This window comes from Psychrobacillus sp. L4, from assembly GCF_042944905.1.
GTDB lineage: Bacteria > Bacillota > Bacilli > Bacillales_A > Planococcaceae > Psychrobacillus.
Genome location: NZ_CP168496.1, coordinates 3748221 through 3764713, shown reverse-complemented (window position 1 = coordinate 3764713; position 16493 = coordinate 3748221). Strand labels below are relative to the sequence as shown.

At 40.5% G+C, this 16493-nt stretch carries 12 protein-coding genes and 3 rRNA genes; 12 read left to right on the top strand and 3 right to left on the bottom strand.

Features of this window, described 5'->3' with window-relative positions; all coding sequences use genetic code 11:
• Positions 1-3: 3 nt before the first annotated feature.
• The 3 genes from truA (at position 4) to rpsI (ending at position 1774) form a co-directional block, all read left to right on the top strand.
• Entirely contained in the window at positions 4-753 is a 750-nt protein-coding gene (gene truA, locus ACEPXG_RS18225) for a tRNA pseudouridine(38-40) synthase TruA (protein ID WP_391205593.1), read from the top strand.
• Between the two features lie 168 nt (positions 754-921).
• Positions 922-1359, top strand: coding sequence for a 50S ribosomal protein L13 (gene rplM / locus ACEPXG_RS18220; protein WP_151701708.1), 438 nt, complete (start codon positions 922-924; stop codon positions 1357-1359).
• A gap of 22 nt (positions 1360-1381) precedes the next feature.
• Positions 1382-1774, top strand: coding sequence for a 30S ribosomal protein S9 (gene rpsI, locus ACEPXG_RS18215; RefSeq protein WP_151701707.1), 393 nt, complete (start codon positions 1382-1384; stop codon positions 1772-1774).
• Positions 1775-1883: 109 nt separating this feature from the next.
• Here the strand turns inward: rpsI and ACEPXG_RS18210 are convergent, their stop codons facing one another.
• Positions 1884-3374: an amino acid permease gene (locus ACEPXG_RS18210; protein WP_391205590.1), complete on the bottom strand. Its 1491-nt coding sequence runs from the start codon at positions 3372-3374 to the stop codon at positions 1884-1886.
• Between the two features lie 532 nt (positions 3375-3906).
• Here ACEPXG_RS18210 and ACEPXG_RS18205 point away from each other — a divergent pair.
• The 4 genes from ACEPXG_RS18205 to ACEPXG_RS18190 all read left to right on the top strand — a co-directional run bounded on the left by ACEPXG_RS18205 (position 3907) and on the right by ACEPXG_RS18190 (position 7724).
• On the top strand, positions 3907-5091 hold the full coding sequence (locus ACEPXG_RS18205) for an MFS transporter (protein ID WP_391205587.1): 1185 nt from the start codon (positions 3907-3909) through the stop codon (positions 5089-5091).
• A 1-nt stretch (position 5092) separates the two neighbouring features.
• Positions 5093-5803 carry a GNAT family N-acetyltransferase gene (locus ACEPXG_RS18200; RefSeq protein ID WP_391205584.1) on the top strand — a complete coding sequence of 237 codons (711 nt, stop codon included), beginning with the start codon at positions 5093-5095 and terminating at the stop codon, positions 5801-5803.
• 76 nt (positions 5804-5879) lie between these two features.
• Positions 5880-6593: an N-acetylmuramoyl-L-alanine amidase gene (locus ACEPXG_RS18195; RefSeq protein ID WP_391209997.1), complete on the top strand. Its 714-nt coding sequence runs from the start codon at positions 5880-5882 to the stop codon at positions 6591-6593.
• A 78-nt stretch (positions 6594-6671) separates the two neighbouring features.
• Entirely contained in the window at positions 6672-7724 is a 1053-nt protein-coding gene (locus ACEPXG_RS18190) for a P-loop NTPase (protein WP_391205581.1), read from the top strand.
• Positions 7725-7755: 31 nt separating this feature from the next.
• Here the strand turns inward: ACEPXG_RS18190 and gerD are convergent, their stop codons facing one another.
• Positions 7756-8352, bottom strand: coding sequence for a spore germination lipoprotein GerD (gene gerD, locus ACEPXG_RS18185; protein ID WP_391205578.1), 597 nt, complete (start codon positions 8350-8352; stop codon positions 7756-7758).
• Between the two features lie 135 nt (positions 8353-8487).
• Here gerD and ACEPXG_RS18180 point away from each other — a divergent pair, with 135 nt between their 5' ends.
• Positions 8488-9168, top strand: a complete 681-nt coding sequence (locus ACEPXG_RS18180; RefSeq protein ID WP_391205575.1) for a KinB-signaling pathway activation protein — start codon at positions 8488-8490, stop codon at positions 9166-9168.
• Between the two features lie 47 nt (positions 9169-9215).
• Here the strand turns inward: ACEPXG_RS18180 and ACEPXG_RS18175 are convergent, their stop codons facing one another.
• Positions 9216-9881 (bottom strand): hypothetical protein, encoded by a 666-nt coding sequence (locus ACEPXG_RS18175; RefSeq protein ID WP_391205572.1) that lies wholly within the window; start codon positions 9879-9881, stop codon positions 9216-9218.
• A 255-nt stretch (positions 9882-10136) separates the two neighbouring features.
• Here ACEPXG_RS18175 and ACEPXG_RS18170 point away from each other — a divergent pair.
• The 4 genes from ACEPXG_RS18170 to ACEPXG_RS18155 all read left to right on the top strand — a co-directional run bounded on the left by ACEPXG_RS18170 (position 10137) and on the right by ACEPXG_RS18155 (position 16360).
• Positions 10137-11690, top strand: a 16S ribosomal RNA gene (locus ACEPXG_RS18170).
• Positions 11691-11924: 234 nt separating this feature from the next.
• A 23S ribosomal RNA gene (locus tag ACEPXG_RS18165) occupies positions 11925-14852 on the top strand.
• Positions 14853-14910: 58 nt separating this feature from the next.
• Positions 14911-15026, top strand: a 5S ribosomal RNA gene (gene rrf, locus ACEPXG_RS18160).
• The 16S, 23S and 5S rRNA genes sit together here, the layout of an rRNA operon.
• Positions 15027-15355: 329 nt before the next feature.
• Positions 15356-16360 (top strand): nuclease-related domain-containing protein, encoded by a 1005-nt coding sequence (locus ACEPXG_RS18155; protein ID WP_391205569.1) that lies wholly within the window; start codon positions 15356-15358, stop codon positions 16358-16360.
• Positions 16361-16493: the final 133 nt, after the last annotated feature.

Below are 16493 nucleotides of genomic sequence, written 5' to 3'. Positions count from 1 at the left end.
GTAATGAGATTAAAAGCAATCATCAGTTATGATGGAAGTGGTTTTTCGGGTTATCAAGTTCAGCCAGAAAAACGAACTGTACAACAGGAATTGGAACGCGTTTTATGCATCATGCACAAAGGCGATATAGTGAAGGTAATAGGTAGTGGAAGAACGGATGCAGGTGTCCATGCAACAGGACAAGTTATCCATTTTGATAGTCCACTTACAATACCAACGGATAATTGGAGAGCAGCTTTAAATGTACAGCTTCCAGGAGATATACGTATTTTATCGGTAGAGCAAATACGTAATGATTTTCATGCAAGGTACGATGCAACAGGGAAAACATATCGATATATTTGGTCGTTAAATGAAGTGCAAAGTCCATTTGACCGGAATTATTCCGTTCATGTAGATCGATATAAGCCAAATGTAGAATTAATGAAAGAAGCATCTTCATATTTACTAGGTACGCATGATTTCTCCAGTTTTTGTGCCTCAAATACGAGTGTGAAAGATTTCGTACGAACCGTTCATTCGATTAAATTTGACATGAAAAAAGAGTCGAACCAGGTGCATATGGTTATTAACGGAAATGGCTTTTTATATAATATGGTGCGAATTATCGCGGGAACTTTATGGGAAATTGCAATTGGGCAAAAAAGTGTGAGCGAGTTGCGTGGAATTCTAGAATCTTGTGATCGTTCGATGGCTGGGAAAACCGCTCCAGCACACGGTTTATACTTAGAAAAGGTAGAGTATAAACCGTGAAGCAACCTTTCCAGGTGTTTTTCGTAAAATGCTTGACTAAATGACATATCCGGGGTATGATGATGTATGGCATTTTCATTAACCCCACAATATAAGCCCCGAAACTTATTGGTATGAGGATATAGAAAATTTTAGATCGATTATGATTGAATTAGGAGGACAAAATACATGCGTACAACATTCATGGCTAAAGGTCACGAAGTAGAACGTAAATGGTTAGTAGTAGACGCTGAAGGCCAAACTCTTGGTCGTCTTGCTTCTGAAGTTGCAGCTATTTTACGTGGTAAAAACAAACCAACATTTACACCAAACGTTGACACAGGTGATCATGTGATCATCATCAACGCTGAAAAAATTCATTTAACTGGGAACAAGTTAAATGACAAGATTTACTATCGTCACACTCAATTCTCTGGTGGACTTAAACAACGTACAGCTTTAGAAATGCGTACTAAATACCCAACTAAAATGCTTGAATTAGCAGTTAAAGGGATGCTTCCTAAAAACTCTTTAGGACGTCAAATGTTCACAAAACTTAACGTTTATGTTGGAGCAGAACATCCACATGCAGCACAAAAACCAGAAGCATACGAGCTTCGCGGATAATTATTAAGAGGAGGACATACACTTGGCACAAGTTCAATATATCGGCACTGGTCGCCGTAAAAGTTCAGTAGCACGCGTACGTTTAGTACCGGGCGAAGGCAAAATTGTTATCAACAAACGTGACGTAGAAGATTACGTACCATTCGAAACTTTACGTGAAATTATTAAACAACCATTAGTAACTACTCAAACTCTAGGTAGCTACGATGTACACGTAAACGTTAATGGTGGTGGATTCACAGGTCAAGCAGGAGCAATCCGTCATGGTATTGCACGTGCACTACTTACAGTAGATCCTGATTTCCGTCCAGCGTTGAAATCTGCAGGATTCTTAACACGTGACCCACGTATGAAAGAACGTAAAAAACCAGGACTTAAAGGCGCTCGTCGTGCACCTCAGTTCTCAAAACGTTAATTTCAAATTTTCAAAGGCTCTCAACCAATTTGGTTGGGGGCTTTTTTTGACTAAACAAGTACAAAAAAACGGACAACATTCATAGGATGTTGTCCGTTCTATCAATAGTTTATTTAAGTTTTTTTTCATAATCAAATTCAAATTCTACGTCTTTTGGTTTAACAAATTTCGTTTTCTTCGCAATTTTATATCCAAACCACAAACAAAGGAAAAGTGGGACACCTAAATATGCTGCTATCACGCTACCCCAATCTACTTTATCTGCAAGGAAAGCCTGGAAGTTCTGTGCCAAAATAACGATTAACCCACAAGCAATCGCAAAAATTGTGCCAATTGGAAACCACTTGGCTTTATACGGTAGTAAATCCAATGAATGACCTTGAGCCATAAATGCTTTTCGAAAGCGATAGTGACTAATAGAAATACCTAGCCAAAAGATAAATCCTGTAATACCGATAGCATTCATTAACCAGATATATACTTTACCATCTCCGAAGAATGATGCTAAAAAGGCAAGTGTACCGACTGCACATGTTAAAACCATACCAGCAACGGGAACACCACGTTTATTAAGTTTTGCAAAAATTTGAGGTGCTTGTCCTTCTCTTGCCATGGAATATAACATACGAGTAGATGCATATAGACTAGAGTTTCCGGCTGATAATACAGCCGTTAAAATAACTGCGTTCATAAGGGAAGCTGCAAAGGCAATCCCAGCCTTTTCGAATATCAGGGTGAATGGGCTAACCATGACATTTTCACTTTGTAAACTTGGATCGGTATAAGGAACTAGAAGCGCTATCACAAAAATCGCGAATATATAAAATAAAAGGATTCTCCAGAAAACACTTTTAATAGCGATGGGTATATTTTTGGCTGGATCTTCACTTTCGCCAGCAGCCACCCCTACAATTTCTGTACCTTGGAAAGAGAATCCTGCTGCGATAAATACAATAAAAACACCTAATAGACCACCTGAAAAAGGAGCATCATCGACTGTAAAGTTTTTAAAACCTACTGCTTCCCCTCCCATGATGCCGAAAATCATAAGTACTCCAACAACGATGAAAATGACAATCGCACTAACTTTAATTAAAGAAAGCCAATATTCCCCTTCTCCATATCCTTTAACGGATAAATAATTCAAAAGGAAAATAAGTATTAAGAATGACGCACTCCATACCCATGATGAACTGTTTGGAAACCAGAATTTCATAATCATCGTGGAAGCGGATAACTCTGCAGCAATAGTCATTGCCCAGTTAAACCAGTAGGTCCATCCTAGGGCGAAACCGAATGCTGGATCCACAAATTTCGTACCATAAGTACTAAATGAACCACTTGTTGGCATAAAAGCTGCCATTTCTCCTAAACTCGTCATTACAAAATATACCATTGCGCCAACCAAAGCGAATGCAAGTAAAGCACCACCTGGGCCAGCTGTGTGAATCGCTGCACCACTGCTTAGAAACAGTCCTGTACCAATAGACCCTCCAATAGAGATCATCGCTAAATGACGAGCTTTCAAACCCCGTTTTAATGTCTGCTCTTCTAGTTGGGGGGCGTGCTGTGAGAGGTTATTGTCTTTTTTTGGTACCATCCGTCATCGATCCTTTCCCTTTGTGTAAATGAAGCGCTTTCTTTTTCGATTACAGTTTACTTCTACAAAAATTAAGAAAATTTCATCTTTTAAGAGAATTATAGTTGGTAAGGTTCATGGTGAATCCGTATCAACAAAGCCATTGGATAGAGGCGATTCTATTAAAATGTGATCAAATAAAATTTCTGCAATTTAAATGTTAGTTTCTTGAAAAGATAAAGTCAATCATTTTGCTAAATTATTATTATTAAAAGTTAATATTCTGATTATTATCTCTCGCTTATCTGCTATTTAGTAATTATTCTGTTATTAATTTGATGATATTATGCAATTAATAGAACATTTCTATCTATAGTATATATTACAGAGTTATTACAGGTGCCTGGCACCTGTAATAACTCTGTAATATTGTTTTGAAAAAAAGGATTGTTTCCATATTTTTTGAGGTGTATATTAATTAAATATTTGTTCAAGACAGAAAGTTATTCTAATATACGTAAGGAATATGAATTTTAAGAAAAAGAGGTATTTTATGAAAAGCAAATTTAACATGGTGACGTCTACGATTCTTGCTAGTATTTTTATTGCGCGATTTGGCACATTTTTAGTGTTGCCTTATCTGACGCTATTTTTGCTAGATGAATTTCAATATACCGGAGTTCAAATTGGTACTATTATATCTACATTAGCTTTATCTAATCTAATTATGAGTTTCTTTGTGGGGCCTTATATCGACAAGTTTCCGAAGAACAAAGTTATTATCACTGGATTGTTTGGTTATTTAGGATGTTATATTTATTTTCCTTTTATCGATCAATATACCGGATTCATTGTTTTTGCTGCGATTCTAGGAATGAGTCAAGCGATTGTAGAACCTACCTATCGAGTGTTATTAAGTTTGTATACGGAACCAGTCAATAGACGATTTATATTCAACATCCGATACTTGTTGATTAATATTTCTGCTGCCATTGCTCCACTTACATCTGTGTATTTTCAACAATTTGGTATGAAGAACTTGTTTTTTGTTGTTGGTTTTATTTTTTTTATTAACATTATTACGTTTGCATTCATCTTCAAAAAGTATCCAATGGAACAAGTAGCCAAAAGCTTAGAGAAGCAATCCATCTTTCATTCCTTTTATGTATTCAAAAAGGATAATTCATTTAGCATTTTTATGTTGGCATTAATTTTCATCAGTTTTGGTTACAGTCAGTTTGATTCGACGTTTAGTCAATATTTGGGGATGATATTTAATCATAAGCAAGCACTACAATATTTTGCATGGCTGATTACAACAAATGCAATTACCGTAATCGTTATTCAATATTTTGTTTATAAGTTAGGTGAAATTATTAGCACAACCACCTCCTTGATGATAGGTAGTGGGTTATTAACTGTTGGTTTGTTTTTATTTGGACAGACTGAGCATATTGTTATGCTAATTTTAGCGATGATTATTTTTACGGCGGGAGAAGTATTAGTATTCACCATGATTGATATTCACCTTGATGGCATGTGCGAGGAACATGAAAAAGGTACCTATTTTGCTTTATCTGGAGTGAAATCTGTAGGGAGAATTGCGGGTCCAAGTATGGGGGGATTGCTATTGGATAGTTTCAGTGGAGGCGCAATTGTCTTCATAATCATCAGTCTGGTAACTGTATTGGCTATACCATCCTTTTATTTAAGCAATAAAATGAGAATGAGGTTTTAGAATGAAATTATTTAATATAATTAAAAATCAACAAGCCTATTGGTTGGTAGATCAGATAAAGATAAAAGACAAAACCGATGCAGCATATAAAGCAGAGTTTACAAAACTATTGAGTGAATACGAACAGAATAATATTGATTATTTATCCTTACTGATGGAAGAAAGATTTGAGAATTGGCTTTTAGATAATGGGTTCAGAAAAATCTCGGTTATTCATGAATATATAAAAGAATTAGGAGAAGAAGAATACCACGAAAGCAACCTAACGTTTCATGCTCTATCGGAAGGATTCATGACGGATTCAGAGTTTGGTCGTACATACGAATTATGTCGTTTGGGAACAGCAAATAAAAATGTGCCGCAGCCAATAGAACAAGTGATGGCTTCTATAAGCAATGAATTAGGTGCCGACTGGAGAAACAACTGCTTTTACTTCTTAAAAGATCACGAATTAATAGGAATAAGTATTCCACATATCGAGATGGGAACGATAGATGAAGGACGAATGTTTTACTTTGGAATTGTTCCCAAATGGAGAGGGAAGGGCCTAGGTGTAGAGATTCACGAAATTACCTTAAAATTAATGAAAAAAATGAATGCTAATTATTATGTCGGAAGTACAGATGAAAGTAATTGGCATATGATAAGAATTTTAGAGAAAAATGGTTGTAAATTAAGAGATAAGAAAGGGATATATAGGATAGACAAATGATTCACGAAGTTGTTCCATAAAGCAAACATACTCTTTGTCCCTCATACGTATAATGAGTGAAAAAGGAGCGATGAATCTGAAAAAATGGCTGATTATCTTCGTATTGTTTTTGATATCTTTGCTAGCTGTATTTTATGGAACAAAAGCTAGTGATTTAAGTTTTTTCATGCCAGAACCATTAAGTGGAGTAAAAATTGTGATTGACCCTGGCCATGGAGGATTAGATGGGGGGGCCAGTCATGGAGAAACGATCGAGCGGGATATTACCCTATCAATGTCTCTAAAGCTAGAGAAAGAGTTAAAAGCTAAAGGTGCAACTGTTGTGATGACTCGTCGCAAAGAAGGTGATGCGATTGCTGAGCATGATCCAAATGGAGATTATCCAACGACACGTGCACGGAAGCGGGCAGATTTACTTCTAAGAGAAGAAATTATGAATAATTCAGAGGCGGATATTGTACTTAGTCTGCATGTGAATGCTGTACCGGAAGAAAGATGGAGAGGTGCGCAAGTATTTTACCATGCGGAAGGTCATGAGGGTGGGGAACTATTGGCAAAATCCATTCAAGCAGCTATTCGAGAAGATATAGGGAATACAGAAAGAGAAGCACTTGCTATAAAGCAAGTATATATTTTGAAAAAAGCAAAGGCTCCAGCCGTATTAGTCGAAACTGGATTTTTAAGTAATAATGAAGAACGGGAATTATTAAAATCGGAGAAGTATCAAAAGCAAATGGTGGAAGCAATTACAAAAGGTGTACGTCGTTTCGTAGAGGACAATATTTACTAAGTGCATGTGAGGGTTTGTAGACACTCGTATATGGTATACTATAATGCAAATAGTTAACTTTAAGGGGAGTGTCTACAAATGATTAATGAACAACAAGTTCGAGCATTACTTGGAGAATTAAACGATCCATTTTTACATAGAACGCTAGAAGAAACAAACGGAATCTCGGAAGTATCCATAAAGGAAGAAAAAAACCATGTTAGTGTGAAACTTGCAATTGCCAAAATTAATTCTGGCGAGCAAATGCAACTACAAGGAAAAGTTGTGGAAACGTTGAAAAATGCAGGAGCAGCTACTGTTGGTATTCGTTTCGAGGAGCTTCCAAAAGAAGTATTAGAACAATTCCGTGGTCAGGCAAAAACAAGTGATAGTGAAAGTATACTTTCGCCAAACAGTAAAGTTAAGATTATCTCCATTGCATCAGGTAAAGGTGGAGTTGGGAAATCTACTGTATCCGTAAATTTAGCGGTAGCACTTGCGCGTTTAGGGAAAAAAGTTGGTTTAGTAGACGCAGACATCTACGGATTTAGCGTACCGGATATGATGGGTGTAAAAGATGTTCCCCAGATTAAAGAAGATCGTATTATTCCGGTAGAAAGAAAAGGAGTAAAGGTCATTTCTATGGGATTCTTTGTGGAAAACAATACGCCGGTTGTTTGGCGGGGACCGATGCTTGGAAAAGTTTTAGATCAATTCTTTAAAGATGTAGAATGGGGAGAGTTAGACTTCTTACTATTGGATTTACCACCTGGTACAGGTGACATTGCCTTAGACATTCATCAAATGCTACCTGCATCTAAAGAAATTGTTGTCACAACACCACATCCTACAGCTGCTTTTGTTGCTGCTAGAGCAGGTGCAATGGCTCTACAAACAGATCATGAAATATTAGGAGTAATTGAAAATATGTCATGGTATGAAGTAAAGTCTACAGGTGAACGTGAATATATTTTCGGTAAAGGTGGAGGACCAAAACTTGCGGATGAACTTCGTACAGAATTACTTGGTCAAATCCCTCTTGGTCAACCAGATTGGAACGATATCGACTTTGCTCCGTCTGTTTACGCTGAAACGCATGAAACAGGCAAAATCTATTTAGACATCGCACGCGAAGTAATTGAAAAAGCATAAGAAAAAGGCCGTTTCCTAAACAGGATCGGCCTTATTTCTTGGAATCTCCTTGCCCTTCTTTTGATGAACCTCCTGAAGAACCGCCGCCCCCACCTTTTTGAGAACCAGACCCAGCCTCTTCCACTAGCTTTTGCCACTTTGTTTGCAATAAAGGACTTTGAATCGTTTCTTCTACGACCTTTTCCATTTCTTTCCGTAAATCAGCGGATTGTAGTATTTTCCCTAGCTCTTTTTTCATATCGGCAGAAGCGAAAAAGCTTTCTAAATCCTTTAAGTATTCAGGATCCTTTATAAGTGCTTTCATTAACTCTTCTTGCTGCTTTACCATGCTCTTTGCCATTGTTTCTGAAAACTTAGGGTCTTGGTAAACCTCTTTCCAAAATTCTTCTGCATCTTTGGATAACATTGTTTGCTCAACAGATTTTTTTACTTGTTCACTATCAATTACTAATAATGCCTTAAACTCAGGATCATCTAAAAGCTTTCGCACAGACTTTTTCCCATCTTCTGTTTGCAATGCATCAATTACGATTTTTTTCATCTCATCGTAAGAAGGCGTCGAGGAAGTGGAATTGCTACACCCAGCCAGTAAGCTAATAGTTAATAAAATGAGAGCAAGATACTTCAAATTAGTCACCATCCTTTCAATTATTATTCACATTTTTTACGTAAATATGTATAGAAGTAAGTAACAAATAGATTTTTTTGATAATGGTTGTTACAATCTATAAAGGACTTAGTAGAATATGGAGGACTTTTTACAGTGACAATTCGAAATTGGTTTATATTTTTTCTAAATGCAATGTGGATAGGTGGACTAATCACAGGTGTATTAGGGTCAATAATATTATGGGATAAAAACTTTGCTACATACTATGAAGCAGGACAATGGGGAGCAGTGATCGCAGCATTTATCGTTTTAGTGGGCTTTGGACTTATCGTAAGTGTTATTGCTCAGATGGGATTTTTTGCTTATTTAACAATCCATCAAATGGGCGTCAATATTTTCAAAAGCCTTACTTTATGGAATTGGGTTCAATTACTCATCATTGCATTTGTCATATTTGACTTAATTTTCTTTCGATTTAAAGCTACTGAAGGGACGTCAAGCCACATCTGGCTACGAATAGTAGCACTGGTTCTTTTAATAGGTGCCTCAGTAATTGTAGCCATCATTAAGGCAAATAAAACAAAGAAACAAATATTAATCTCCGCTCTTTTCTTTATGATTGCAATTACGACACTAGAATGGTTGGCAGCTCTAAGGGTTCAATCGAGTGATGCGGATGCATGGTTACTAATTGTTTTGGTGCCACTTCTGTCAGTTAATGCATACCAATTATTGGCTTTGCCAAAATATAATGCAAAGTCAGACGAAGATAGAAAAAAATTAGAAGCACGTAGACAAGCAAGAAAAGAAGCAATCGCTTTAAAAGTGAAATAACAAAAAACTGCTCTGACTAAATGTCGAGCAGTTTTTTTGTGCCATCTCTACTCGGGTATTGTTTTACTTTTAGTCGTTAAACCGAAAATATTTTGTTCAATAGAAAGAAAAGAATCAGATTTAAGTAATTGATTTAGTTGTTTGATATCCATTCTTTCCTCTTGGTGTAGTGGGATGCTGAGGATATCGCCATTTTCAAGCTTGATTTTTTGAATTCCTTCTACCCAGTATTTACTTGAACTCAACAAATTTACTTCATATTTCCATGCGGTTTTTTGTAATTCTATAGGAAACTCATAATCCTTTGTTCGAAACCAGAGAGGAACTTCTCCAATCGTTTGTTCAAATTGATCAATTTCCTTTTTGAATAAAGAAGGGTCGTCTATATATTTTTTACCTTCTTGCCCTAATAGACTAATCGGGATGCTTTTCTCCTTCATGATTTGAATAAGAGCAGGAGAACGATCAATCCAATCATTGCTAATGAAAAAATGAGGATAAGGTGCCTCCAAGCCTTTTAAGAAAACTTCCATGTCCTCTTTACCGAAAGTTAAATCGATGGTTATCGTTTTCCCGTGTGAACCTTTGGAAACAACAGTAGGCTTTTCAACCAATTGAAAAACAGGAAGCATAGAAGAATACTTATTTGGGATAATAAAAAAAAGACTCACAAAAACGAACAGTGTTACAATTAATAAAAGCTTTGACTTCATTGTAAACTCGCACCTTTCCAGTCACTCTAATCAATTTTATGATTTAGTGTTGACATTCATGTTTAAAAGATGTTAAGATACAAAGGTCGCTGAAACAAAACGACAAAATGAACAACATGAACATTGAAAACTGAACATGCAAAACGTTAAGAAATACAGCTTGAGAGACTAACTTCGGTTAGCTCGATAGCAAAACAATTTGGACATCATTTAATGATGATGCCAGCAAAACAAAATGAGCTTTTTAAGTTCTCTATTATGGAGAGTTTGATCCTGGCTCAGGACGAACGCTGGCGGCATGCCTAATACATGCAAGTCGAGCGAATGACGAAGAAGCTTGCTTCTTCTGATTTAGCGGCGGACGGGTGAGTAACACGTGGGCAACCTGCCCTGTAGATTGGGATAACTCCGGGAAACCGGGGCTAATACCGAATAATCCATTTCCTCACATGGGGAAATGTTAAAAGACGGTTTCGGCTGTCACTACAGGATGGGCCCGCGGCGCATTAGCTAGTTGGTGAGGTAACGGCTCACCAAGGCGACGATGCGTAGCCGACCTGAGAGGGTGATCGGCCACACTGGGACTGAGACACGGCCCAGACTCCTACGGGAGGCAGCAGTAGGGAATCTTCCACAATGGACGAAAGTCTGATGGAGCAATGCCGCGTGAGTGAAGAAGGTTTTCGGATCGTAAAACTCTGTTGTGAGGGAAGAACAAGTACGAGAGTAACTGCTCGTACCTTGACGGTACCTCATTAGAAAGCCACGGCTAACTACGTGCCAGCAGCCGCGGTAATACGTAGGTGGCAAGCGTTGTCCGGAATTATTGGGCGTAAAGCGCGCGCAGGCGGTCCTTTAAGTCTGATGTGAAATCCCACGGCTCAACCGTGGAAGGTCATTGGAAACTGGGGGACTTGAGTACAGAAGAGGAAAGCGGAATTCCAAGTGTAGCGGTGAAATGCGTAGAGATTTGGAGGAACACCAGTGGCGAAGGCGGCTTTCTGGTCTGTAACTGACGCTGAGGCGCGAAAGCGTGGGGAGCAAACAGGATTAGATACCCTGGTAGTCCACGCCGTAAACGATGAGTGCTAAGTGTTAGGGGGTTTCCGCCCCTTAGTGCTGCAGCTAACGCATTAAGCACTCCGCCTGGGGAGTACGGTCGCAAGACTGAAACTCAAAGGAATTGACGGGGGCCCGCACAAGCGGTGGAGCATGTGGTTTAATTCGAAGCAACGCGAAGAACCTTACCAGGTCTTGACATCCCGCTGACCGTTCTAGAGATAGATCTTTCCCTTCGGGGACAGCGGTGACAGGTGGTGCATGGTTGTCGTCAGCTCGTGTCGTGAGATGTTGGGTTAAGTCCCGCAACGAGCGCAACCCTTGATCTTAGTTGCCAGCATTTAGTTGGGCACTCTAAGGTGACTGCCGGTGATAAACCGGAGGAAGGTGGGGATGACGTCAAATCATCATGCCCCTTATGACCTGGGCTACACACGTGCTACAATGGACGGTACAGAGGGTCGCAACCCCGCGAGGGTGAGCTAATCCCATAAAACCGTTCTCAGTTCGGATTGTAGGCTGCAACTCGCCTACATGAAGCCGGAATCGCTAGTAATCGTGGATCAGCATGCCACGGTGAATACGTTCCCGGGCCTTGTACACACCGCCCGTCACACCACGAGAGTTTGTAACACCCGAAGTCGGTGGGGTAACCCTTACGGGAGCCAGCCGCCGAAGGTGGGACAGATGATTGGGGTGAAGTCGTAACAAGGTAGCCGTATCGGAAGGTGCGGCTGGATCACCTCCTTTCTAAGGATAATATCGGAATACAGATTTTTATCTGTATCTTAACGTTTTGCAGTTCAGTTTTGAATGTTCATTTTTATGAGCATTTGAAAACTTGTTCTTTGAAAACTGGATAAAATGACATTGAAAGAAACAAATTCAAGAAATTCAATTTGTAATCACTTTTGTGATTATATTTTGCGTAGTATTTTTAACTACTATTTTTCAGGGTTTCAATTTTAATTGGAAGCCGAATTAGGTTAAGTTAATAAGGGCGCGCGGTGAATGCCTTGGCACTAGGAGCCGAAGAAGGACGGCACTAACACCGATATGCTTCGGGGAGCTGTAAGTGAGCTTTGATCCGGAGATTTCCGAATGGGGAAACCCACTGTTCGTAATGGAGCAGTACATTTACGTGAATACATAGCGTATCTGTGGCACACCCAGGGAACTGAAACATCTAAGTACCTGGAGGAAGAGAAAGAAAAATCGATTCCCTGAGTAGCGGCGAGCGAAACGGGAATAGCCCAAACCAAGAGGCTTGCCTCTTGGGGTTGTAGGACACTCTACATAGAGTTACAAAGGAATGAGCTAGACGAAGCGATCTGGAAAGGTCCGCAGGATAGGGTAAAAGCCCCGTAGTCAAAAGTTCATTCTCTCTTGAGTGTATCCTGAGTACGGCGGAACACGTGAAATTCCGTCGGAATCTGGGAGGACCATCTCCCAAGGCTAAATACTACCTAGTGACCGATAGTGAACCAGTACCGTGAGGGAAAGGTGAAAAGCACCCCGGAAGGGGAGTGAAATAGATCCTGAAACCGCGTGCCTACAAGTAGTCAGAGCCCGTTAATGGGTGATGGCGTGCCTTTTGTAGAATGAACCGGCGAGTTACGATTACATGCAAGGTTAAGTTGAGAAGACGGAGCCGCAGCGAAAGCGAGTCTGAATAGGGCGAATGAGTATGTGGTCGTAGACCCGAAACCAGGTGATCTACCCATGTCCAGGATGAAGGTAAGGTAACACTTACTGGAGGTCCGAACCCACGCACGTTGAAAAGTGCGGGGATGAGGTGTGGGTAGCGGAGAAATTCCAATCGAACCTGGAGATAGCTGGTTCTCTCCGAAATAGCTTTAGGGCTAGCCTCAAACGTTAGAATCTTGGAGGTAGAGCACTGTTTGGACTAGGGGCCCATCCCGGGTTACCGAATTCAGACAAACTCCGAATGCCAATGATTTATGTTTGGGAGTCAGACTGCGAGTGATAAGATCCGTAGTCAAGAGGGAAACAGCCCAGACCACCAGCTAAGGTCCCAAAGTATTTGTTAAGTGGAAAAGGATGTGGCGTTGCTTAGACAACCAGGATGTTGGCTTAGAAGCAGCCATCATTTAAAGAGTGCGTAATAGCTCACTGGTCGAGTGACGCTGCGCCGAAAATGTATCGGGGCTAAACAAATCACCGAAGCTGTGGATTGATACCTATGGTATCAGTGGTAGGAGAGCGTTCTAAGGGCGTTGAAGTCAGACCGGAAGGACTGGTGGAGCGCTTAGAAGTGAGAATGCCGGTATGAGTAGCGAAAGATGGGTGAGAATCCCATCCACCGTATGACTAAGGTTTCCTGAGGAAGGCTCGTCCGCTCAGGGTTAGTCGGGACCTAAGTCGAGGCCGATAGGCGTAGACGATGGACAACAGGTTGATATTCCTGTACCACCAAACCACCGTTTGAGCAATGGGGGGACGCAGAAGGATAGGGTAAGCATGCTGTTGGTTATGCATGTCCAAGCAGTGAGGTGTGAGTGTAGGCAAATCCGCACTCTGTAACATTGAGCTGTGATGGCGAGGACTTAGTCCGAAGTTCCTGATTTCACACTGCCAAGAAAAGCCTCTAGCGAGGTGATAGGTGCCCGTACCGCAAACCGACACAGGTAGTCGAGGAGAGAATCCTAAGGTGAGCGAGAGAACTCTCGTTAAGGAACTCGGCAAAATGACCCCGTAACTTCGGGAGAAGGGGTGCTCTTTTGGGTGTATAGCCTAGAAGAGCCGCAGTGAATAGGCCCAGGCGACTGTTTAGCAAAAACACAGGTCTCTGCAAAACCGTAAGGTGAAGTATAGGGGCTGACGCCTGCCCGGTGCTGGAAGGTTAAGAGGAGTGCTTAGCGCAAGCGAAGGTGCGAATTGAAGCCCCAGTAAACGGCGGCCGTAACTATAACGGTCCTAAGGTAGCGAAATTCCTTGTCGGGTAAGTTCCGACCCGCACGAAAGGCGTAACGATCTGGGCACTGTCTCAACGAGAGACTCGGTGAAATTATAGTACCTGTGAAGATGCAGGTTACCCGCGACAGGACGGAAAGACCCCGTGGAGCTTTACTATAGCTTGATATTGAATTTTGGTGCAACTTGTACAGGATAGGCAGGAGCCTTAGAGCCCGGAGCGCCAGCTTCGGAGGAGGCGTCGGTGGGATACTGCCCTGGTTGTATTGAAATTCTAACCCATACCCGTAACCCGGGTAGGAGACAGTGTCAGGCGGGTAGTTTGACTGGGGCGGTCGCCTCCTAAAGTGTAACGGAGGCGCCCAAAGGTTCCCTCAGAATGGTTGGAAATCATTCGAAGAGTGTAAAGGCAGAAGGGAGCTTGACTGCGAGACCTACAAGTCGAGCAGGGTCGAAAGACGGGCTTAGTGATCCGGTGGTTCCGCATGGAAGGGCCATCGCTCAACGGATAAAAGCTACCCCGGGGATAACAGGCTTATCTCCCCCAAGAGTCCACATCGACGGGGAGGTTTGGCACCTCGATGTCGGCTCATCGCATCCTGGGGCTGTAGTCGGTCCCAAGGGTTGGGCTGTTCGCCCATTAAAGCGGTACGCGAGCTGGGTTCAGAACGTCGTGAGACAGTTCGGTCCCTATCCGTCGTGGGCGTAGGAAATTTGAGAGGAGCTGTCCTTAGTACGAGAGGACCGGGATGGACACACCGCTGGTGTACCAGTTGTTCTGCCAAGAGCATCGCTGGGTAGCTATGTGTGGACGGGATAAGTGCTGAAAGCATCTAAGCACGAAGCCCCCCTCAAGATGAGATTTCCCATTACGCAAGTAAGTAAGATCCCTCAAAGACGATGAGGTAGATAGGTTCGGGGTGGAAGCGTGGCGACATGTGCAGCTGACGAATACTAATCGATCGAGGACTTAACCAAATAGAATTTATACATTTCAATGTCTTTTATCCAGTTTTGAGTGAACAAGCACTCATTGTCTAGTGATGATGGCGAAGAGGTCACACCCGTTCCCATACCGAACACGGAAGTTAAGCTCTTCAGCGCCGATGGTAGTTGGGGGTTTCCCCCTGCAAGAGTAGGACGTCGCTGGGCACTATGAAAAGTCGTTACCGAGTAATCGGTAACGACTTTTTTTGTTGTATAAATTTTGGAATGCTTACTTTGTTAATTAGATTAGGCTTGATTTTGTGGGAATTAGATATAGTCTTGTAAACTTAATACGACATTTCCCGAGAAATAACTACATATACCGACATTAAGAGAGATAAAGAAGCAAATAATATTAAATTAAGTTTTTGGGTATAATTTAGACTAAAAATCTAATTTCTAGTCACTTTTAATTATCAAAATGAAGTTGTCTACTTTTTAGTTCAATTTACTATTTTTATATATATGCTATTATGCAAAAAAGGAGTGATGATTTGCTTATCAAAGGACGTTCAACCGACTATAAATATATAGGATTGCAGATGCTCTATAATCGTTTACCAAAAGAGCATGCAATGAAGTCAGTGATTAATTCCAAGATGTTATCAACGAAAGCTGGAATTATTGGAGAAACAGTTGTAGAAGCTATATTTGAAAAATATCAATTTCCTTTTAACTACAGAGTATTACATGACGTAAGTTTAATATCAAATGGAAAGTTTCAGTTAGATACTTTATTTATTAGCCCCTATTGTGCGGTTATTTTAGAATGTAAGAACATTGTAGGAGAATTGAGCTTTGAAAATGATCCTCCTTGTTTAACTAGAAAACTACAGAATGGTCAGAAGGATACATTTGAGAGTCCCAAAGTGCAAGTGGATCGCAATATGTATTTATTGAAAGAATGGTTAAAGGAGAGAGGAATACGTATACCTGTTAGAGGAGTTATTGTATTTAGTAGTACTAAGTCTAAAATAATTAAGCCTCCAAATCATACAGAAGTTATTTATGCATCCAGTATTCCTGTTTTACTAAGGAACTTACAAACACAGAAAGATTATATATCTGTCATTCAAATGGATTATTTGGCTGAGCAAATTGTTCGGGAAAATCAAACGTATTTCCCATATCCAATGTGCATAAACTGGGGGATTGATCCATCTGATTTGATTACGGGGGTTCAGTGTGGGGAATGTGGTAGATTTGGAATGGTACGTATTAAGAGAACTTGGTTATGTCCAGCGTGCAGTTATAAAGAGGCGAATGCACATGTTAATGCAGTCAAAGAATGGTTCATGCTCATTGGAGATCAATTAACAAACAGTGAGTGCCGCAGATTTTTGCATATTCAACAGCATCAAACCGTCACAAGAATATTACAGAGTATGGGGTTAATAATTGTGGGTGAAGGGAAAGCAACTAAATATCAAATGGGTGAAAAAATGCTATCCGGTCATAAAAATTTCTATACGGACAGAAAAATGTTTATCCGGTCATAAATCTATTTATCCGGTCAGAAACTTTTTTATCCGGTCACAAATTTATAAAAGCCCTTCCTAGGAGGGGCTGCTACATCAAATTTCATTTATTGTGGGCATTACTTTCAGTATCTTTAAAGAAAGCCATCCATGT